At 56.6% G+C, this 21,010-nt stretch carries 17 protein-coding genes and 1 riboswitch; of the genes, 3 read left to right on the forward strand and 14 right to left on the reverse strand.

The genetic code is table 11. The features are described from left to right. Positions 1-7: 7 nt before the first annotated feature. The gene (locus FRY98_RS05555) at positions 8-250 is read right to left on the reverse strand and encodes a hypothetical protein (RefSeq protein ID WP_148450713.1); all 243 of its coding nucleotides are present in this window, start codon (positions 248-250) and stop codon (positions 8-10) included. Positions 251-326: 76 nt separating this feature from the next. After that, on the reverse strand, positions 327-1,850 hold the full coding sequence (locus FRY98_RS05560; protein ID WP_276508678.1) for an MDR family MFS transporter: 1,524 nt from the start codon (positions 1,848-1,850) through the stop codon (positions 327-329). Positions 1,851-2,011: 161 nt separating this feature from the next. Here FRY98_RS05560 and FRY98_RS05565 point away from each other — a divergent pair, with 161 nt between their 5' ends. Beyond that, entirely contained in the window at positions 2,012-3,097 is a 1,086-nt protein-coding gene (locus tag FRY98_RS05565; protein WP_148450714.1) for a M24 family metallopeptidase, read from the forward strand. A gap of 1,112 nt (positions 3,098-4,209) precedes the next feature. On the opposite strand, the gene FRY98_RS05570 is transcribed toward FRY98_RS05565, so the two are convergent. Beyond that, entirely contained in the window at positions 4,210-4,914 is a 705-nt protein-coding gene (locus FRY98_RS05570) for a queuosine precursor transporter (RefSeq protein ID WP_148450715.1), read from the reverse strand. A gap of 298 nt (positions 4,915-5,212) precedes the next feature. Here FRY98_RS05570 and FRY98_RS05575 point away from each other — a divergent pair, with 298 nt between their 5' ends. Then, positions 5,213-6,904, forward strand: coding sequence for a methyl-accepting chemotaxis protein (locus FRY98_RS05575; RefSeq protein WP_148450716.1), 1,692 nt, complete (start codon positions 5,213-5,215; stop codon positions 6,902-6,904). A 112-nt stretch (positions 6,905-7,016) separates the two neighbouring features. On the opposite strand, the gene FRY98_RS05580 is transcribed toward FRY98_RS05575, so the two are convergent. The 10 genes from FRY98_RS05580 to FRY98_RS05625 all read right to left on the reverse strand — a co-directional run bounded on the left by FRY98_RS05580 (position 7,017) and on the right by FRY98_RS05625 (position 17,790). After that, positions 7,017-8,612 (reverse strand): cobyric acid synthase, encoded by a 1,596-nt coding sequence (locus FRY98_RS05580; RefSeq protein WP_225039483.1) that lies wholly within the window; start codon positions 8,610-8,612, stop codon positions 7,017-7,019. A gap of 53 nt (positions 8,613-8,665) precedes the next feature. Next, on the reverse strand, positions 8,666-9,478 hold the full coding sequence (gene cobS, locus FRY98_RS05585; protein WP_148450717.1) for an adenosylcobinamide-GDP ribazoletransferase: 813 nt from the start codon (positions 9,476-9,478) through the stop codon (positions 8,666-8,668). After that, positions 9,475-10,044 (reverse strand): bifunctional adenosylcobinamide kinase/adenosylcobinamide-phosphate guanylyltransferase, encoded by a 570-nt coding sequence (gene cobU / locus FRY98_RS05590; RefSeq protein WP_148450718.1) that lies wholly within the window; start codon positions 10,042-10,044, stop codon positions 9,475-9,477. Before cobU ends, cobS begins: the two co-directional genes overlap by 4 nt. Beyond that, positions 10,041-11,141: a nicotinate-nucleotide--dimethylbenzimidazole phosphoribosyltransferase gene (cobT, locus tag FRY98_RS05595; protein ID WP_148450719.1), complete on the reverse strand. Its 1,101-nt coding sequence runs from the start codon at positions 11,139-11,141 to the stop codon at positions 10,041-10,043. The genes cobU and cobT overlap by 4 nt, the downstream gene beginning before the upstream one ends. A gap of 92 nt (positions 11,142-11,233) precedes the next feature. After that, positions 11,234-12,028, reverse strand: coding sequence for an ABC transporter ATP-binding protein (locus tag FRY98_RS05600; protein WP_148450720.1), 795 nt, complete (start codon positions 12,026-12,028; stop codon positions 11,234-11,236). Further along, a complete protein-coding gene (locus FRY98_RS05605) occupies positions 12,025-13,071 on the reverse strand; it encodes a FecCD family ABC transporter permease (protein WP_148450721.1) in 1,047 nt (348 codons plus the stop codon). The genes FRY98_RS05600 and FRY98_RS05605 overlap by 4 nt, the downstream gene beginning before the upstream one ends. Further along, entirely contained in the window at positions 13,068-14,078 is a 1,011-nt protein-coding gene (locus FRY98_RS05610) for an ABC transporter substrate-binding protein (RefSeq protein ID WP_148450722.1), read from the reverse strand. Before FRY98_RS05610 ends, FRY98_RS05605 begins: the two co-directional genes overlap by 4 nt. A 203-nt stretch (positions 14,079-14,281) precedes the next feature. Beyond that, a riboswitch (cobalamin riboswitch) is annotated at positions 14,282-14,488 on the reverse strand. Positions 14,489-14,615: 127 nt separating this feature from the next. Further along, positions 14,616-15,440 (reverse strand): TRM11 family SAM-dependent methyltransferase, encoded by an 825-nt coding sequence (locus tag FRY98_RS05615; protein WP_225039485.1) that lies wholly within the window; start codon positions 15,438-15,440, stop codon positions 14,616-14,618. Positions 15,441-15,685: 245 nt separating this feature from the next. Next, the gene (locus tag FRY98_RS05620; RefSeq protein WP_148450724.1) at positions 15,686-16,489 is read right to left on the reverse strand and encodes a TIGR03915 family putative DNA repair protein; all 804 of its coding nucleotides are present in this window, start codon (positions 16,487-16,489) and stop codon (positions 15,686-15,688) included. Next, positions 16,486-17,790: a putative DNA modification/repair radical SAM protein gene (locus FRY98_RS05625; RefSeq protein ID WP_148450725.1), complete on the reverse strand. Its 1,305-nt coding sequence runs from the start codon at positions 17,788-17,790 to the stop codon at positions 16,486-16,488. Before FRY98_RS05625 ends, FRY98_RS05620 begins: the two co-directional genes overlap by 4 nt. 239 nt (positions 17,791-18,029) lie before the next feature. Between FRY98_RS05625 and FRY98_RS05630 the strand changes: the two genes are divergently transcribed. Beyond that, positions 18,030-19,601, forward strand: coding sequence for a serine hydrolase domain-containing protein (locus FRY98_RS05630; RefSeq protein ID WP_225039486.1), 1,572 nt, complete (start codon positions 18,030-18,032; stop codon positions 19,599-19,601). A gap of 457 nt (positions 19,602-20,058) precedes the next feature. On the opposite strand, the gene FRY98_RS05635 is transcribed toward FRY98_RS05630, so the two are convergent. Further along, the gene (locus tag FRY98_RS05635) at positions 20,059-21,009 is read right to left on the reverse strand and encodes an MsnO8 family LLM class oxidoreductase (RefSeq protein ID WP_148450726.1); all 951 of its coding nucleotides are present in this window, start codon (positions 21,007-21,009) and stop codon (positions 20,059-20,061) included. Position 21,010: the final 1 nt, after the last annotated feature.

A 21,010-nucleotide genomic window follows, 5' to 3' on the forward strand; every position in this document is an offset into this window, starting at 1 on the left:
ATGTGGCTTACTCGAAGCCGGTACGATATTTACGCTCGCTGGAGGACGCCTGCTTCGTCGCCTCCTTGTCCCGTTCCTCCCGAACCTCCAGGTTCAAGTCCTCGACCGGGATCGGATCGACGTTTTGCTCGCTGTCATGGAGATCGAACAGGCTGGGCCGATCCGTAGGATACTGCTCGGGGTGGTCTCTCCCCGGCAGAACCTCTTCTCTCGCCCGCGGGTCCTCCGGCTTTCCTTTTGCCTCCGCCATTGCACTCACCTCATTCCGGGGTATTATTCCCTTTATACCTCATATTGGAGTGCGGTAAACACATGGCGTACGCTAGCTAGCCGCGAGGCTTGGAGGCTTCCCCCCGGGCCGCCAGCAGCCGATCGCCCGGCATGCCCAGCACCACGATCGCCGCCAGGGCCGCCGGAACCAACGTCCACATAAACGTATGGGCGATGGATGAAGACAGGGCATCCGTAACTTTGTTCAGAATCTCCGGCGGGATCAAAGCCCGCTTCTCTGGCGACAGCGCTTCGCGCGTATCCCCGAAGTTCATCCCGGCCTGTCCCCCCATTCCCTGGAAGGCCGACTCCAGGTTCGAGTTCATCAAGTTCCGCTGCAGGATGCCGAAAATCGTGATTCCCAGCGTCATCCCCAAAGACCGCAGAAATGAGTTGGTCGAGGTCGCCGCCCCGCGCTTGCTCATGTCGAACGGGTGAACGGCGGCCATGCCGAGCACGGAGAAGGAGAAACCGACCCCGAATCCGCTGATGACGCTGTATACCGTCAGCAACAGCCGGGAGGAATCGCTCGACAACGTGCTGAGGGCGAAAAAGCCGGATACGAAAAACACGGCGGAGATCAGCATAATGGACTTATAAGACAACCGGGAAGTGAGCATGCCGCCCATCATGCTTCCCACAACGGAGCCAACCATCATCGGCATCAGGATCAACCCGGAATTCGTCGCGCTCCCCCCGTAAACCCCTTGTACGTAAATCGGGATATACACGGTAGCCACGATAAAGACCGAGCCGTAAAACAGAGCCAATAGACTGCTTGTCGCGTAAAGCCGGTTCCTGAACATGCCGAAAGAGATAATCGGCTCGCTCGCTCTTTTTTCCGCAAACAAAAAGATGACAAACAACGCGGCGAATCCGGCAAACAGGCCAAGAATCACGCCGGAATTCCAGGCGTATTTCTGCCCGCCCAACTCCAGCGCAAACATCAGGCAAACGACCGATCCGACGAGCGTAAACGCCCCTGTCCAATCGATCTGCTGTTTGCTGTGCGACAGGGATTCCTTATAGAACGGAACGATAAAGGCCAGGGAAACCAAGCCGATCGGCACATTGATGTAAAACACCCAGTTCCAGCCCAAAGTATCGGTGATATAGGCCCCCAGAAGCGGACCGAAGATGCTGGACGTACCGAACACCGCCCCCATCAGCCCCGTCATTTTGCCCCGTTTTTCCGGCGGAAAAATATCATAGATAATCGTGAAGGCAATCGGCATCAACGCTCCGCCGCCGATCCCCTGAATCGCGCGGAAGATGCTCAGTTGAACGATGCTTTGCGCGATTCCGCATAATACCGAACCGATCAAAAATGTGATGATACCGAATAAAAAGAACCGCTTCCGTCCGTACATATCGGACAGCTTTCCGAAGATCGGCGTTCCCGCCATTACCGCAACCATATAGGAGGACGTCACCCATACGAACTGATCCATCCCTCCGAGCTCGGAGACGATCGTTCCCATCGCGGTCGTGACGATCGTATTGTCCATAGCCGCCATCAATATCGCCAACATCAACCCGAGCAAAATAAACTTCGTCGTATCTTTTTTCTCAACGGCCACGCTGCAACCTCCCGAATCTATTCAAAATTTAAGCAACAATAATAGTTTAGTGAAATACGGAAAAAAGTAAACTCCCCCGCGCGTCAGCTTCTTTTTTTTCTCCGTAAGAAGTAGTAACCTATTATTTATCCAAGACCAATCAGGAAAGGAAGTTGTCCGTAATGACCGAGCAATGGTCCGCTTTGGAGCGGCTGATGAAGCAGCATGGGCTGCAAACCCTGCTCATCACCGACCCCAAGCATGTATATTATTTAACCGGTTTTCTCAGCAATCCGCACGAACGTTTTCTGGGCGTTGTTTTTCAGCCCGGCGACGCCCCGTTTCTGGTCGTGCCCGCCTTGGATGAGGAGGCCGCACGAGCCGCCACCCACGGCATGGAAATCGTGACCCACCTCGATACCGACAATCCGTATCAACTCTTGAGCAAGCATTTGAAAACCCCGGCGGGCAAGCTGGGTCTTGAAAAAGAGTACATGACGGTGTCCCGGTTGGAACACCTGCAGGAAGCCCTGGCTTTGACGGAATATGCGGATGTCGGACCTTGGCTGCGGGAAATGCGCGTTTGCAAAAGCCCGGCCGAAGTTGAGAGGATTCGCCGTGCGGTCCGGCTGATCGAAGCCGTGCTGGAGCAAGCGCTCAAACAAGTCAAGGAGGGCGTTTCGGAGTCCGAACTTGTCGCGGAAGTGGAGTACCAAATCCGCAAGCTGGGCGCCGATGGCCCTTCCTTTGACAGCATGGTGCTGTTCGGCGAGAAAACCGCGCTGCCTCACGGGGTTCCCGGCGAGCGCCAACTGCGCCCCGGCGACCTGGTGATGTTCGATATCGGCGTTTACGCCGACGGCTACGCTTCCGATATCACCCGTACGTTCGCGTTCGGAGCGCTGAAACCGGAGCAGGTCCGCATCTATGAAACGGTGCTCGCGGCCAACCGGGCGGCCATCGCCGCCGTCAAGCCCGGCATGACGTTCGCCTCCCTGGATAAGGCGGCGAGAGACGTCATCGAGGATGCCGGGTACGGCCCCTATTTCAACCACCGGCTGGGCCACGGGCTCGGCATTGATGTCCACGAATTCCCTTCCATCCACGGTCTGAACGAGCATACGCTCCGGGAAGGGAATGTGTTTACGGTCGAGCCCGGCATCTACGTGCCCGGCGTCGGCGGCGTTCGAATCGAAGACGATTGCCTCGTAACGGCGTCCGGTGTCGAGGTGCTCACGGCGTTTCCCAAAGAGCTGCAGTATTTGTAGGGCGGGTGAAAAGCCCTTGCCAAGATCGACGGCTGGCTGAACCAAGAGCGACGGCGATCTGAACCAAGAGCGATCGGATACGGTCCGACTCAGGCTCGACCGCTCGAGCGAAGTCATTGGGTGAAAGCCCGCCCGGCCATACTTGGACATAATAGCCGCTATTTCGCGAAAATAGGGCCGATCGCCATTCTAACGGAAATAATAGCGCCTATTCCTGTTGATTCGGGGGTTCACCGACCGAAATTACAGAAATAGGCGCTAATACGTCCGTTAGATTTCGGTAATCGGCCCTTTTGGCCGAAATAGCGGCTATGGCTTCCGTTAGGCGCGCCGGATGCGTCCGGTCGGTGGGTACCCGGACGTAATAGCCGCTATTTCGCGAAAATAGGGCCGATCGCCATTCTAACGGAAATAATAGCGCCTATTCCTGATGATTCGGGGGTTCACCGACCGAAAATACAGAAATAGGCGCTAATGCGTCCGTTAGATTTGAGTAATCGGCCCTTTTGGCCAAAATAGCGGCTATGGCTTCCGTTAGGCGCGCCGGATGCGTCCGGTCGGTGGGTACCCGGACGTAATAGCCGCTATTTCGCGAAAATAGGGCCGATCGTCATCCTAACGGAAATAATAGCGCCTATTCCTCTTGATTCGGGGGTTCACCGACCGAAATTGCAGAAATAGGCGCTAATACGTCCGTTAGATTTCGGTAATCGGCCCTTTTGGCCATAATAGCGGCTATGGCTTCCGTTAGGGCGCGCGGGATGCGTCCGGTCGGTGGGTACCCGGACGTAATAGCCGCTATTTCGCGAAAATAGGGCCGATCGCGATCCTAACGGAAATAATAGCGCCTATTCCTACTGATTCGGGGGTTCACCGATCGAAAATACAGAAATAGGCGCTAATGCGTCCGTTAGATTTGAGTAATCGGCCCTCTTGGCCAAAATAGCGGCTATGGCTTCCGTTAGGCGCGCCGGATCAGATGCAATCGGGCCCGAAGGATTGATCGAATGTGCTCCAACGCCGTCTTTTTCCATGCTATAAAGTTTCTTAAGCTCGATAGTCTTAATAACCCCCGGGCGAATGGCCCGAGGGTTATCTTCATAATAAACCGCTTATTGCGGCACCGTCTTAACCGGCTCATCCTCCGCATGGTGGAAGTTCCGGGCGATATACAGAACGGGAGTGCCCGCGGCCGTTAGGACAAATTTGAACACGTACGTCGTCAGCAGGATCTCCAGCCAAACCTGGAGACTATACTGTCCGAGAAAAGCGATGGAGCAGAAAATCAGCGTGTCGACAAAAGAACTGACCATCGTGCTTCCGTTATTCCGAATCCAAAGTTGATGTCGCTTGGGATAGTATTTCCGGATCCACGAGTACAGGCGGACGTCCAGAAATTGGCTGACAAAATAGGCGGTGAGACTTCCGAGTGCGAGCCGCGGCATCAGCCCGAAAATCGTCTCTAGCGCTCCCTGGGAAATGTCGCTTTCCTGCGGCTCAAAGGCCAGTACCATCTGCATGAGAACGGTGGTCATGATCAAGGTGAAAAAGCCGAACCAGACGGCTCTTTTGGCTTCCTCGCGCCCGAATTTTTCGTTCAGCAAATCGCTGGTCAAGTACAGGCTGACATACATCGTGTTCCCCAGCGTCATGACGATGCCGAACATCTCCACGGTCTTGACGACCTGAATGTTTGCGATGACGGTGGCGACGCCGATCCAGGCATACAGGCCTTTTTTCCCAAACAACCGATAACAGAGCAGGAAAAAGCCGAAATTGACGAGCATATAAAAAATGCCCCATCCGATATTGAACATCTGAAACTCCTCCTAGTTTTGATTACGCGGGATGGTTGCGAACCGCGGCTGCTTCAAAGCGCAGCAAGTCCCAAGATACCACAACTCCGGCCCGGTTGCCATCCCTTATTTTCATTTGCCGTAATTTGAAAAATGAAAATATAAAAAATATCATTTTCAAAAGGCATTTTTTTCTATAAAATAGTCCTAAATATACACTGGTTAATTAAGACTAGGACCATGCCATACCGCCTAGGTAACCGGATCACGTCAAGCAGAGAAATAAAGAAAATTAGGAGAGGGACAGGGGAGGCTTTCTATGCTAAAAGTCAATCATTCTATCGGCCGCAAGTTTATGGCCACGTTTGCGATCGTCATCATTTTGTCTTCGCTGTTGTTCAGCCTGAGTTTCTACTTTGTCTCCATGGGGATTATCAACCGGAATGTGCTGCCGCAATTTGACAGGGTGCTGCAAACGAGCTCGAAGGATATTTTTAAAGAGATGGATACGACACAAGCTCTGCAATTGTTGAACGGGAAGGAAAATTCCCGCGTCATTGTAGAGTCCTATCTCAGCGAAAAGGTGGAAGAGTTTCAGTTACATACGGCCTATCTGCTCGACTTGAAAGAGGATCAGGCCATCGTCATCGGCGTGGATGAGGGATCCCCGATGAAGGTCGGCGATCAGCTTGAAGTTCAGGAGGCGATGCGCAAAGCCGAATCGAAAGGAAAAGCCAGCATCAGCCCGCTGTACTCCGACCAATTCGGGTCTCATAAAACCGCCTACATCGCCCTCCCGGGCAGTTCGGCGCTGCTCGCCGTAGGCATGGACGCTACGTTCATCGAGGACAAGAAGGCGGAAATTTTCTGGATTTGTATAGGGATTTTCCTGCTTGTGATTCTCGTCGGGATGCTGGTCGCTTATCTCAACAGCCGGCGGATCACCAACCCGATCAAAAAACTGGAGGAAGTAACCAGCCTGATGGCACAGGGCGATTTCCGGCAGGAAATCGGAATTGCGTCCAAGGATGAAGTCGGCCGGCTCGCCGACAGTTTCCGGATCATGACGGCGCAGTTAAAAGCGATGATCGGACAAGTGCTGGAAACCTCCCGCAACGTTGTAGACGGTTCCGACCAGTTGCTCCACTCCGCCTCCACCTTCAAGGAGCTAACCGAACAATCGGGTACGGCGACGCTGGAGATCGAAAAAGGCAGCTTCACGATCGCTTCCACCGCGGCGGAGAACGCCAGGGCGATGGAGGAAATCTCGCAGGGCGTGCAGCATATCGCCACTTCATCCGCTGTGGTGACGGAGAAGATCGGGCAGGCTTCGACGGAGGCCGAGTCTGGCAACACGCTCGCCAATACGGCCGTTGAGCAGATGAAAGCGATCGAACAGGCGGCGATCCAGTCGCGCAGCTATATTTCCGTTCTGAATGAACGGTCGGAGTCCATCGCCGCGGTGGTCGGAGTCATTATGGACATCACCAAACAAATCAATATCCTGGCGCTGAACGCGGCGATTGAAGCCGCTCGGGCAGGCGAGCATGGCAAGGGGTTCGCGGTGGTCGCCGAGGAAGTCCGCAAGCTGGCGGAACAATCGCGTACGGCGACGGACCAAATCGGGGAGTACCTGCTCAGCATCCGGGAGGAGGCCATGAATTCCGTTAACGCCATGGAGCTTGTCAGCCATGAAATCAAGTCCGGACGTGAGCGCGTCGACCAGGCCGGATTCGCTTTCGGCCAACTGACGGAACTTATCCGAACCATCAATTCGACGATTCAATCGGTATCCGCTTCGACACAGGAAGTGTCCGCCGGCACGGAGGAAGTCACCGCTTCGGTGGAAGAAGCCGCGAACATTACCGCCAAATCCCTGCAGAGCATCGAACAGATCGCCGATTACGCCAACCGGCAAATGTCCGAAATGGAGCTTCATACCGAGACCGTTCAGTCTTTGTATCGCCAGGCGCTTACACTGCAGGAAGCGGTGGAGAAGTTTAAAATATAGGCGTCCTTCCAGAAAACGAACAAAACGCCCGCGTATAAGGGAATACCTTAAACGCGGGCGTTTGCGTTGTCATCATTCATTCGTTCTGTTAAACGCCAACGACCTGGCCCGGCTATGGCCGCAGCATGCTGTAGATTTGCCGCATATCCAAGTGGGATTCCACATGATCCGCCAGCCGGTTAAACGCGGCCTCTTTCCGTGAATCGGCCGCTAACTGCGACTTCAGAGGGGGGAGCCCCTTGTCCGCGCGTACGGCGTTCAACCAGGACCGCCGCCAGGCGTCGTTTTGGAACACCCCGTGCAGATAGGTGCCAAACACCCTCCCGTCCTTTCGTGCGGTCCCCTCAAACCGGTCGGTTCCATCCGGCTCGCGGATGAAAAATACCGGGACCGTTTCGGATACGGGCGTGTCGCTTACGTTCCGCATCGGCTCCGTCCGTCCCGCATGAATCTCGTAACCGCTGATCGGAAATCCGCGTCCCGCCGAGTCTGCAAAACCCGCAATCCCGGGCAGCGTGCTCCCGCCGACGCGAATCGTCGTCTTGCCCGGAAGAAACGTCGTCTCCACCGGCAGCCAGCCCAAACCTGCGGCCGCGCGGGGAACCGCGGATTCCACGGCTTCGGGATCATGAAGCTGCCGGCCAAGCATTTGGTAACCGCCGCAGATGCCGACAAGCCGGGTGTTACGCCGGCCCTCCAGAAATTCGCGAATCGCGCGCTCCAACCCCTGCTCACGCAAAAACTCCAGATCGCCGATCGTATCTTTGGATCCCGGCAGTATGACGATGTCGGGGGTACCGAGCTGATCGGCATGCTGAACATAACGCAAGGACACATCCGGTTCCGAAGAAAGAATGTCGAAATCGGTGAAATTCGATATTCGGGGATAGCGGATCACCGCGATATCCAGCTCCCGGCCGGCCGTCGGACGTGACGAGTACGTATCCAGCACCACCGAATCCTCCGCTTCGATGTCCAGATCCGGCATAAAGGGCAGTACGCCCAACACGGGAATCCCCGTCCGCTTCTCGAGCCAGTCCAGACCCGGCCGCAAAAGCGCCAGATCTCCCCGGAACTTGTTAATGATAAATCCTTTGACCCGGGCCCGCTCCTCCGGTTCCAGCAGTTCCAGGGTACCGACCAGAAACGCAAATACGCCGCCGCGGTCGATATCGGCCACAAGAATCACCGGCGCATCCGCCCATCCGGCCAGATTCATGTTGACGATGTCGCGATGCTTCAGGTTGATTTCCGCCGGGCTTCCGGCGCCTTCCATCACGACGATATCGTACTTATGCCGCAGCCGCCCGAGCGCTTCCATCACCAAAGGCTTGGCCACCGGCAGGAACTCCTCCCGGTAGCCCGCAGCGCTAAGATGGGCGTGCGGCTTGCCGTGTACCACCACCTGGGACCGCATTTCCCCCGTAGGCTTTAGCAGTACGGGATTCATGTCCGTCGTCGCGGGGATGCCGCAAGCCTCCGCCTGAATCCCTTGCGCGCGGCCGATCTCCAACCCGTCCTCGGTCACGTAAGAATTTAAAGCCATATTCTGCGACTTAAATGGGGCCGTACGAAATCCGGCGCGGGTAAAAATCCGGCACAGCGCGGTGACGATTACACTTTTGCCCACATCGGAGGCCGTCCCCTGCACCATGAGCACTTTCCCCTGCCCCGGCTCGGATTCCCGGTTTTGGACCGCTTCATTCATCCCTCTCGCCTCCCTTGCTCCTAATACTGTCGCGGGGTTACCTTCCTAACCGTCTATGCTGTCTGAAAAACAACAACCGCCAGCACAAGCAGCAGCGCCTCCAGCCCTTCGTTCATCGCCCCGTAGGTGTCGCCCGTCAATCCGCCCAGTTTGGAGCAAATTTTGCCGGCGGCCAGCGAACCGGCCGCTGCCGTCAGCACCGGAGCGGCGACAAAGTAAACGCCTAGCCGCAGCAGACCCGGACCGTCCCCCGGCAACAATGCCGTCAGGCTCAATCCGGCGGCGGTCAACACCAAGGCGCTGATCGCTGCTTGTACGGTGTCCTTCGCTTTCAGGCCGCGAAACAGGCCCGCCAGACCTTCGCCCTCACGCGCGGTCGGCCATTTGGACATGGCGCGGGCCATAAACCAACGGCTCCACACGGGGGCCGTCAGGAGCGCCGCTCCCGCCGGCAGGCTGCCCGCCGCGAGCAGCGAAGTCAACAGTGAAGCCTTTAGCAGAAGCAGCAAAACGCAAGCGAGCACCCCCATCGCCCCTACGCGGCTGTCCTTCATGATTTCCAGCATTTTTTCGCGGGAACGGTAGCTTAACAGGGCATCCGCCGAATCCATCCAGCCGTCCAGATGCAATCCGCCCGTGAGCCAGACCCAGAGGATCAAAGCGATCACCGCCGCCGGGAACACGGGGAGCGCCTGCGCCGACAGAACTCCCCCTACCCAAACGGCAAGCCCGATCGCGGCGCCGACCAGCGGATAGTGCTTGACGCTTTGTTTAAGCAGCTCCGGGGTAAAATCCAGCTCCGCCTTAACCGGAAACCGGGACAGAAATTGAAAAGCGGCCAGGATAGGCCGTCCTTTTTGTGTCATAGCAAATACTCCCTGCTTTTCAGTTCGATCGGAATACCCGCCGTCACCAAAAAGACCTGGTCCGAAATTTCGGCGATCCTCTGGTTCAGGATGCCGGCGTAATCCCGGTACAGCCGGCCGAGCGGGTACTCGGGAACGATTCCGCTGCCCACTTCATTCGTCACCAGAACGAGCGTCCCCGGATAGGCGGCGACCGCTTCCTGCAAGCGCGCAATCTCGCGGGTCAGCGCGTCTTCGGTGGCCCGCCCTTCGGCCTCCGCGGCCAGAAGCACGTTCGACAGCCAAAGTGTCAGGCAGTCGACCAGCACGCAAGAGTCCGGGTGAAAGCCGTCATATCCCGGCAGTTCCCTCAACAGCCCAGCAAGCCGAAGCGGTTCCTCCAACGTTGTCCAGGGATAGCGGCTATCCTCGCGCTGAAGGCGATGGCGATCGATCCGCAGACGCATTTCCTCGTCGAAGGCCTGCGCGGTCGCCACATACCATCCCGACGGAGCATGCTTCATGCACCAGCGTTCGGCGAACGAGCTTTTTCCGCTGCGGGCCCCTCCCGTCACCGTTACGATCATAACCCGTTCCCTCCGTTTTCCGGGGTACCGTCTTTGGCATTCTCGTGCGAGGTCGAAACTCCCGCGCCCTGGAAGGTGGCCATTTCGGCCATAATCCGGCAGGCCGCGTCCAGCAGATGAAGCGCCAGGACGCCGCCCGTTCCTTCTCCCAAGCGCATCTCCAGATGCAGCATCGGCTCAAGCCCCAGAAGGCTGAGCAGTTGGGCATGCCCTTGCTCCTGGGAAACGTGCGAAGCGATCATGTACCCCGCGGATTCCGGCGCGATCCGCTGCGCCGCCAGCGCCGCAACGCTGGAAATAAACCCGTCGATCACCACGGGACAGCGGTTGGCCGCGGCGCCCAGAATGACACCGGTCAAGCCGGCGATTTCCAAGCCGCCCAGTTTGGCGAGCGTTCCGATCGGATCGGCGGGATCGGGGCGGTTGCATGCCAGGGCTCTATCGACCACGCCCACTTTATGTCGCCAGCGCTCCTCGCTGATTCCCGTCCCCCGGCCTACGGTTTCCCGTGCCGGGATCCCGGTAAAGGCGCTCATTAACGCAGCGCTGGCCGTCGTGTTGCCGATCCCCATCTCCCCGGTCACGAAACACCCGACGCCACGCGCTGCCGCCTGCTTCACGATTTCGAAGCCGACGAGGATCGCCGCCTCGGCCTCCTCCCGGCTCATCGCCGGACCGACAGCGATGTTGCCTGTGCCGTACCGGATTTTCTTCGCGATCAAATCCGGATGCTCGATATCGGCGTCGACACCGATATCCACGCACATCACCTCCGCGCCGGCCTGCCGGGCCAGCACGTTGACCGCCGCGCCGCCGGCAAGGAAATTCCGCACCATTTGCGGAGTAACCTCGGCGGGAAACGCGCTGATTCCTTCCGCGCAAACACCGTGATCGGCTGCCATAACGACGACGGCGCTCTTGGGGAAGGAGGTTGCCACTCGCCCCGTGATTCCCGCCAGCTTCATCGCCACGCTTTCCAGCTTGCCCAAACTGCCCGGTGGCTTGGTCAAGCTATCCAAGTGCAGTTGGGCTGCGGCGGCCGCCTTGGCGTCCAGTGCGGAAATCGAACGAGCTATCTCCTTAACGCTTTGAAGCATCGGAAAACGCCTCCTTGAATAACCTTAGATTGATTGTCTTCTTTATTGATTTTATCCGCAGACTTTATGAGGGAGAGCGCGCCGAGTCCGGATCAACGCGGCATGATGTTCTCCGCTTTTCGGAGCAGCAGTTGCGGGGCTCCCGAATCGGGATGTGGAATACGGTAAGACTTCACATGAAACACACTTTCCAGGGTTTCCGGCACGAGAATGTCGCCCGGAGCTCCCTGACCGGCAATGCGCCCGCCGTTCAGCACGAGCAGACGGTCGCAGTAAAGTGATGCCAGGTTTAAATCGTGCATCACGGAAACGACCGTCAAGCCCTCCTCCCGCTGCCAACCGGCGATGAGATCCATAAACTGCATTTGATAGCGGATATCCAGGTAAGTGGTCGGCTCATCGAGCAGGACGATCTCCGGCTGCTGTGCCATCACTTTGGCCAGAGCGGCCCGCTGCCTTTGTCCCCCGCTCAGATTGCTGAGCGGTCGATGCGCCAGTTCCTCAAGCTCCATTCTCTTCATGATCCGCTGAAGCAGTTCTTCCGCCCCGCCCTGTTTTTCCCGGCCACGCCAGTCCTGATAAGCAAACCTGCCCATCTCGATGACTTCACGGACCGTGTAGGCGATCGGAGGAAGCCCGTCCTGCTGCAGCACCGCCAGCTTCCGGGACAGATCTTTTCGCCCGTAGGAGGACAAAGAGCGCCCGGCCAAGGAGATTTCTCCCCGATCGGGCGCTTCGACGCCGGAGAGCAGGCTGAGCAACGTGCTTTTCCCGCTGCCGTTCGGGCCGATCACGCCCCAAAACTCCCCGGGCGCAATGCTCCAGTCAATGTCCTGCAAGGCTTTAAATTTCCCGTAGCACTTGGTGACCTCCTTAACCTGGATCATGACAGTTCCTTCTCCCTTGCTCTTTTTTTACGATACAGCAAATAAGCGAAAAACGGCGCTCCGACAAAAGCCGTTACAACCCCGAGCGGAATTTCCGTGGGCGCGAGCAGCGAACGGGCCGCCAGGTCGCTCCACATCATGAAAATGCCGCCTCCGATCGCGGAGAGCGGGATAATCAGGCGATAGTCCGGTCCGGTGATCAGCCGGATCATATGGGGAACGACGAGGCCCACAAACCCGATGACTCCCGACACGGATACCGCTGCCGCCGTCATAAGCGTAGCGACGAGGAGGATGAGCAGTTTGGTTCCCTCCACGTTTAATCCGGAATGGGCCGCCTGCCGTTCTCCCAAGGCAAACAGGTTCAACGAACGGGCCCGGCTCCACAGAAACAACCCGCCCAGCGCCAAATATGGAAGCAGGATGGCCGTATAGGACCATCCCCTCAGACTCAAGCTGCCCATGGTCCAGTACATGATCTGGTTCACGGTCTCCTTGGACATCGCCGTCAGGAACGAGACGACGGCACCCAGAAAGGACTGCATGACCACACCGGACAGGATCAGGCTTTCAATCGGTATTTTGCCGTTTTCCCGGGCCAGCCACATGACGATCCATAACGTAGCCGCCCCGGTGAGAAAAGCGACGACAGGCAGGGTAAACACGCCGATAAGCGAAAACTGCCAGCCGAAAAAAATCAATACGGCCGCGCCCACGGCAGAGCCGGAGGAAACCCCGAGGGTGAACGGATCGGCGAGCGGATTGCGCAGCACGCCCTGAAAGGCAGCGCCCGCAACCGCCAGCGACGCCCCGACCAGAAGGCCGAGAAGCACGCGAGGCAGCCGGACTTGCATCACAATTTGCTCCGAAGCCGTATCCCAGGTCGGCTCAATCCAATGGCCCATGCCCGGAAGGCGATGCAGCAGGATCTTCGCGATCTCAAGGACCGGCATTTTGACGGAGCCGAATCCCACACAGACCAGCAGGGTAAGAATCAGCAGCCCGAGGCCTATAAATCCGTAGCCTGCCAGTTTGTTCCTCACGGCTGAATCAAATCCGGGTAAATCGCGTTAGCCACATCGATAAGCCCTTTGGTCACACGTGGACCGGGACGGCTCAGCAGGTTGTCGTCCAACCCGATAATGCGGCCTTCCTTGACCGCGGTGATCTGGTCCCAGCCTCCGCGGCTCTTGATAATATCGGCGAGCGTCCGGTTATTCTCGTCAACCACGCTTTTGGCGTAAAGAATAACATCCGGATTCGCTTTGATAATGTTCTCTTCGTTAATTTCGTTCCAACCGGTAAGGTCGGAAGCGACATTTTCTCCGCCGGCCAGCGTAATCATTTCATCCATAAATTCACCCTTGCCGACCGTCCAGCCCGGCGAGAATTCGATATAGACCTTCTTCTTCTGATCGGCCGGCAGCTTGCCTACCGCTTCCTTGACCTTATCCAACTCGGCCTGCATTTGGCCGGTAACCTCGCCGGCTTCCTTCTGGCGATCCGTAATTTGACCGACCAACCGGATGTTCGCCATGACCTCTTCCATCGTTTTTGCGTTGGAACGGAACACTTTCAAACCGAGATCACTCAGGCTTTTCACCGTTTCATCACCAACCAGGCTCCCCGCCAGAACGAGGTCCGGCTGAGCCGCAACGACCGCTTCCACATTAACCTGGAAACCGCCCATTCTCGGCTTGTCTTTTACGGCTTCCGGATAATCGTCATTGTCGGAAACGCCGACAACCTGCTCATCCAGTCCCAGGGCAAACAGCCCTTCGGTTTCCGACGGGGCCAGCGACACGATGCGCTGCGGCGCCGATTCGAACGTAAACTCCGTGCCGTAACCGTCTTTTACGGTCAGCGGATAAGTCGTTTTAAGGCTTTCCTGGTCCGCTGCGTTCGACGTATCCTTCGGCGTCTCCTGCTGCTGGGCTTGTCCCTCTTTGGCGCCCTCCGCGGCATTTTTACCGTTCGCCCCGCAGCCTGCAGTGACGAGCAACAGAATGGCCAGAAGCCAGATCCCCCAGATCTTAGTCCACTTTTTCATCTCTTTCTCTCCTTCTGTGTCTGTAATTCTAGAATAGCCTGCCTGGTGAGCAGCAACTCAACTCCGATGTCTCTTCATGAAGAAAAACCCATCCTAGCGGATGGGTTACGTCTACAAAGTTATAGGGGAGACCGTCGTCATATTCCGGTGCCGGAACGCTGGGATCACTCCTCTAAGCAGAACGTTATCCTTTCCTCGAAGGACCGTCTATCCTTCCCGTGGCAGGTCTCCTGACTTCCAGGTTCCGACGAACGCCCGGCCTTCCCATCATACTGTGGCGTACGACAGTGGCATGCTTGGGCGCGTCCCTGTATACAGTGGCGGGACCGTGCCGGAGTTTCACCGGCTTCCCTTTTAACCCTTGGCTCGCAAACTTGCGGGCTTCGGGACCGACGGGTATTTCCGTATTCGCTTGAATCCAGGCGATCTATCTCTTTTGGATTATAGGGGAAAAGCCGAGAACTTACAATACGAAAGAAACCGTCCCGTGATACGGTTTCGCCAAATATTCATTTTGCCCGGGAAGAGCGCTGACGCTCAGCTGCACACCCAAACGCTTCGCACAAAAGAGCCCTTCGTTACTTTGGCAAAGCCCTGAATTTGAAACCCCGCCCGGCGCAATTCCGGCTCCAGTTCTTCCGACGATACGACCACCGAAGTGTCGCTGAACCGGCGCAGGCTCAACAGCATCGCACGTTTCTCCTCCAAAGGAAGAACGGAACATAAATTGTAAGGCATATCCAGAATCGCCGCGTCAAAGCGATCGTCAATTTCATGCATATTCCCGATGCCGACAAGTTCTTCATGATGATATCCGAAATGGGCCAGGTTGACCCTCGCGCCGCGGATCGCCAGCGGATTGATATCCCGTCCCACAATGTCGATCCTCATCGATAGGGCCTCGATCAGTACATTGCCCATCCCGCAGCAGGGATCGACCGCACGGAACCCGGAGACAACGGGAACGGCGATATTTACCAGACTTCGGGCCAGGGTGGCGGAAAGCCCTGTAGAATAATTCCGGGGCTTATGTTTATGCCTCTGCCAAACAGGATCCGCCGGCTCGCATATGCCAAGTCTCCACGACTCCCCGTCATGCAACAGACCGAACAGGACGTCCGGCTGCCTCATCTCGGCCGTGCCCCGAATATGAGCCCCGACCGTTCTCTCCAAGCGGCGCTGGTCTTCGTAACTGCGAGGCGTACCGTTTTTGAGATATTTGACTTTGAAGGTCTTCCCCTTCAAGTCAAGTTTCTCCGCAAGGGATAAAACCTCCTCGAGCGAGCCGCTTCTGGCCAACACCCTCATTTCCATGGAAATGAAAGGGCTCCGGCTCGCTCCGATAGCGGTTTTGCTTTCCATAAAGGAATGTGCTCCGGGCTCTTGCCCAAACAAGCTGCGAAGCTCAAGCCTGCACAATTCTCTCTCGTTCTCGTGGCACGCATAGGGGTAGATGTAATTGTAACTACTTTGAGAATTCCGATACCAATCCACGTTCCGTCTCCTTCTTCACATTGCTCTCGCTTGGGGCAATTTGGCCCACGTAAGGCAAGGCTAAGCCATACAGGCCTTACATCCTCTGAACCATTGTACCAGAAGATCGCGGCTTACCGTAAACGCTTCGGGGAGGGGGCCGCCGATCGATGGCTCTGCTGCATTTCCGTTAACTGTGCCCAGTAACGTTGGGGCATATGGGAAAGCCTGGCCCGGGGATTATTTCTTTCCCGGATCGCCACCGTATCATAAAATTGCTTCCACAGTCTCCGGTATGACATCTCCTCTTGGCTCGGCTCGGGCAATACAAGCTCGTCCAGACGAAAAAGTCCCACCCGTTCTGTAAGCGGACCCTCCTGCTTCTGCATCAATGCTTGTCCATGAGTCTTGTCATAAATCAGAAACGATTCCCTCCGGTACCGATCGCAGAAATGGGAGGCCAGCAGCGGCAGCACCTGATTCTTGGGCTCGATAATTGCGACAAGAATATCGCCATAATCCGAGAACCGAACGAATCCCAAATAAGCGTGACTTTCCGTCTTTAAATGCTTTACCGCCTTCCGCAGCCGGTGGACCGTATCCTCCGTCAGCATATTCATAACCGTACGTCCATATTGAAAGCCAAGCCTCAAAAAACGGTACAGCAGCAACTCCTTATCGGCCACGCAAGTAAGAAAGCCGCAGCGGATCAGTTCCTGCGCGTCCGGACCGATTTTGGCGCCGATTCCCTTGTAGACTCTGGAAGCCTTCACCAAATCGGTCTCGACCCATACCGCATCGAACAGGGTATAAAGACAATCGTCACCCGGCCGTATGTCCACCGCCTCTTCTTTACGGTCATAGCTTTCAAACACACAGCTGAGAAAACCGTCAAAACTGCCGTCGTAAACGTAAGCGGATTGGCGGGTCCAACTCATGTCGCAATCACTTCCGCCCCCTTGCCCGCCGCGAGTTCTTCGTCGCTGAACAGCGTAAGCTGCTCCACCTGGGGCTTAGGCAGATACAAAGAGATTTCCTTCTTGGACAACAGGGATCGCAGGATTGTGCTTTCATTCACTTTCAACCCTTCAAGACGCCTGCCGGAGCAGGTAATAAAATATTGCGCTCGCTTCAGCACGACCCCCAGCTTCTTTAATCCGGCAAAGTCCAAACTTCCCGCTCGCCGCGCCGTAACGATCCTCTTGGCGCTTCGCACGCCGATTCCCGGGACCCGCAGCAATGATTCGTACGGGGCCTGATTGATCTCCACGGGGAACCGGTCGATATGGTTGACAGCCCAATGGCACTTGGGATCCATAAACGGATTGAAGTTCGGTGTTCTTTCATCCAGCAGTTCATGGGCTTCGAATCCGTAAAACCGCAGCAGCCAGTCCGCCTGGTAGAGCCGATGCTCCCGCAGAAGCGGCGGCTTGCTGTCCAGCGCCGGAAGCAGCGAATGTTCCACCACCGGCGTGTAAGCGGAATAATACACCCGCTTCAACTCGTATTTGCGATACAGCGCCTCGGTCAGCGTCAAAATCTTCAGATCGCTGTCCGGCGAAGCTCCTACGATCAACTGTGTGCTCTGTCCTCCCGGCACAAACTTCGGCGCATGCCGATACTTCACCAAATCCGTACTGTTCTCGCGGATGCCCTCCCGAATCGCCGCCATCGGCCGAAGGATCGTCTCCTTGCTCTTATCCGGCGCAAGCTGCCGTAAGCTGTCCCGGGACGGAAGCTCAATGTTTACGCTCATCCGGTCGGCAAGCAGTCCCAGCCTGTTCACCAGTTCGGGATCACTTCCGGGGATGGCCTTCACATGAATATAACCCGAGAATCCATATTGATTCCGCAGCAGTTCCAGCACCCGGATTAATCGTTCCGTAGTATAATCCGGACTCTTGACGATCCCCGAGCTTAAAAATAATCCCTCGATATAGTTCCGGCGGTAAAAGTTCATCGTAAGCTGCGCAAGCTCTTCCGGCGTGAACATCGCCCTGCGGGTATCGTTGGAACGGCGATTAACGCAGTATTTGCAATCGAATATACAACTGTTGGTCATCAGAACTTTCAACAAAGAGATGCAACGCCCATCGGCGGCAAAGCTGTGGCAGATTCCCGACGCAACGGCGCTCCCCAACTTACCGTCTTGGCCCGCTCTCTCCCCTCCGCTGGAGGAACAGGAAGCATCGTATTTGGCGGAATCCGTCAAGATCGTAAGCTTCTCCAGTACATCCATTAAAGCGATCTCTCCTTTTGGAATCATTATAATACGAACATTTGTTCTTGTAAATACAAAATATTCCATAATTCTTGTAAGAAAAGTGTAAGGTTTCTTTAAGATCCTTTAAAGGCAAATCGATGGGAAGAAAACGTAATGCGGCCTATACTTCAAAGCTGTATAAGCGTCGTTGAGATAGATCCATGAAGGATTGAGCACTACTAAAGAGCGATTGAACTGATGGGAGTGGAATTCGTATGACCAGACAAACGGGGGTCGCCGCCAGAATCCTCCAAAAAACTTTGCTGCCGGTTCTCCTGATGAGTGCTGGAATAAGCGCCTTTTTCCCCATGGCAAACGCCGCATCGACCGCCGCGGCCAATCCGGCCGATTCGGGGCTCGCGGGGAAGAAAAACAACGTCTCCGAGTTCAGGCGTTACTTGGACGAACAGGTTCCGCTATTGCAAAAAAAGTACGGGGTGCCGGGCGTTTCCATCGGCGTTCTTGAGCATGGAAAAATCGGCTACGTGGTGCAATACGGATATGCGGATAAAAAGGCGGGCCATAAGCTGGACGCAGCGTCGCGCTTTCAGGCGGGCTCCATATCCAAAAGCGTTACCGCCTGGGGGATCTTGAGGCTGGCGGAAGAGGGGAAACTATCGTTGGACGACCCGGTCGGCAAACATTTGGGGAACCGGTCGATTCCAGGTGTGGAGACCATTTCGGAGGAGGTGACGATCCGGCGGCTGTTAAGCCATACGGCAGGCCTTGCACCCCATCCCGGTTATCTGGGCGTCGAGCCGGGCCGGGAGCTTCCCACGCCCGAGCAATCCCTCGCGGGGGCAGGCATGTTGAACGAACCCGTAAAATTCGCCTTTACTCCCGGCACGGAAGCGGCCTATTCGGGGGCAGGCTATACGATCCTTCAAATGGTGATTGAAGAGGTATCGGGGCAGCCGTTCGAAGATTATATGGAAAAGCAGGTTTTGCTCCCGCTGGGGATGAACTCCAGCAGCTTCGGCCTAAGCAAAGAAGATAGAGTCTCCCTGACCAAAGCCTACGGATATTTCGGACAAGAACTGCCCGACTACCGATTCACTGAACGGGCTGCCGCAGGGTTGATCACCACCGCCGGAGACTTGATAAAGCTCATGCAGGCGAGCCTGGACACCTCGAAGACCGGAGGAATCCCCTTGGGGCGGGGTGTTCTAGCTCCCGACCTGGTCGGGGAGATGCAGACACCGGTTTTGGGCGAAAACGGACTCGGTATATTTTCCCGTAGCCTGCCGGACGGCACCACCCTTCTCTACCACCCGGGCGACAACCGGGGCTGGCACGCCTTCTACGGCTTTATCCCCGAGTCCCAAAACGGCTTGGTCATCCTGACCAACAGCGAAAACGGCATCGATTTGCGGCAGGATGTGTATCATGCCTGGATCCGGTTTGAAACCGGGGCACTGCCGGAAGGAGCGGTCGCGCTGGCTCAATCAAGGACCTTGCATCAATGGGTGGCTTATGGGCTTGCGGCCGGTCTGGGGATTTATCTTCTGCTCGCCGCCCTGCGCATCCGCAGCGGCCGCCGCGTGTTTTTGCTCAATCATCCCAAACCGCCTTGTGTACGATTACTGATCCGGCTGATTGTTCTGATCGTTCCGGGCGTCCTGCTATACCTTGGCGCCTACCGCTGGAGCATCATCGGGCTGCAGAGCGGGCTGAAAAACATCGCCCTCGCCGTTTTCGCCTGGCTTGCCAGCCTGCTCGTTTTCGGCTTATTTCCGAAGCTCCCCGCAAAAATGCAAAAAAAGGCTGACGCAGCCTCGTTACGGTGATATCCAAATCACCCCAAAGAAAGCGGAGCGTCCGCCGGAAGCGGGTCTCTCCCCGGTGTGAGAAACCGGGACTGGCAGTGCGCTAGTTAACGTGAACCATAGACAACCTTGCTAACATAGAATTCCTGCATATCTGCATGTTTTTTTCTGGTTTGGAATAAAAAATTCAAAATTCCTGCAAATCTGCAGCAATTTTTGGCCAAACAGGCTCCCTTTTTCTAAAATCGCTAGAAATGTCTGCAGATTTACATCTTTTTTCGAATCCCCCCATAAATCAGCAAAAATACCTGCAGATTTGCATCTTTTGGAGTGGAATAAGTGTTGGAATTGTGCTAGGCCCCTAGCCCTTGGGCCTTTTGATCTCGCCGTGGGTTAAAAACGATTTGGACATCGGCGGACGCGGGACTGCGTTCTAGACGGCGTCCGTCGGCGGGCCGTTTTTCGAAAGACTCCTGATTTACAACAGATTGATTTCTGACAAAAGACGGTACGAATGGAGCCTGGCCTCATAATCCGGCGCCGCCGTTACGATCAAAAATTCCTCATTCTCGTATATCCGCCGGAACTCGGACAGGCGCTCAGCCAACTGCTCGGGGGTTCCGACCAGCCGCTCCCGGGGAGGCTGCCCTCCCCGGGCAACCAGCTCGGCCTCCATCCGGTCCGCCATCGTGCGAGCCTCCCGTTCCGTGGGAGCGCAGAGCGCTTGAACCGCCACGATCGCTTCCGGTTCCGTCCGCAGAGCAGAGGGCCGAAACTCCTTCCGGTATACGCGCAGCGTTTCGATTCCGTCGCTTTCGCTCATAAACTGGCCGAAAACGTACCCCGTTCCGAGTTCCGCCGCATAGCCGGCGCTTTTGACGTTCGTTCCCAGCATCCATACGTCCGGCTGCCGCTCTGGAACAGGACGCGCTGCCACCGGCCGGTCCTCATAGGTGTAGCTATCCCCCAGCAGTGCCAGAAGTTCCGCCGCCGACTGGCGATACCGGGCCACATGCTGCAAAAAATTGCCGCTAAGCGCCATCGCCGTATGCGCATCGCCGCCGGGCGCCCGGCCCAGGCCCAGATCGATGCGCCCGGGATATAGCGCGGCCAGCATCCGGAACCACTCCGCCGCTTTCAGCGGAGCGTAGTGCGGCAGCAGCAGCGCCCCGGAGCCGAGCTTGATCCGGGTCGTCAACGCGCCGATATGGGCGAGCAGAACCTCCGGGGACGGACAGGCCAGACCGTCCATATTATGATGCTCCGCCGCCCAATAGCGGCGGTACCCCCACGCCTCGGCCCGCTGCGCCAGCAGGACCGCCTGCCGCAGGGCCTCCTCATCGCTGCAGTTCCCAAGCTTGGGAACCAGATCCAGCACGCTTAAACGCAGCCGCTGCTTTCGTTTTTCCTGTTTCGCCAAGAGCCTCATC

Origin of the sequence: Paenibacillus faecis, assembly GCF_008084145.1 — a bacterium.
Lineage (GTDB): Bacteria > Bacillota > Bacilli > Paenibacillales > Paenibacillaceae > Fontibacillus > Fontibacillus faecis.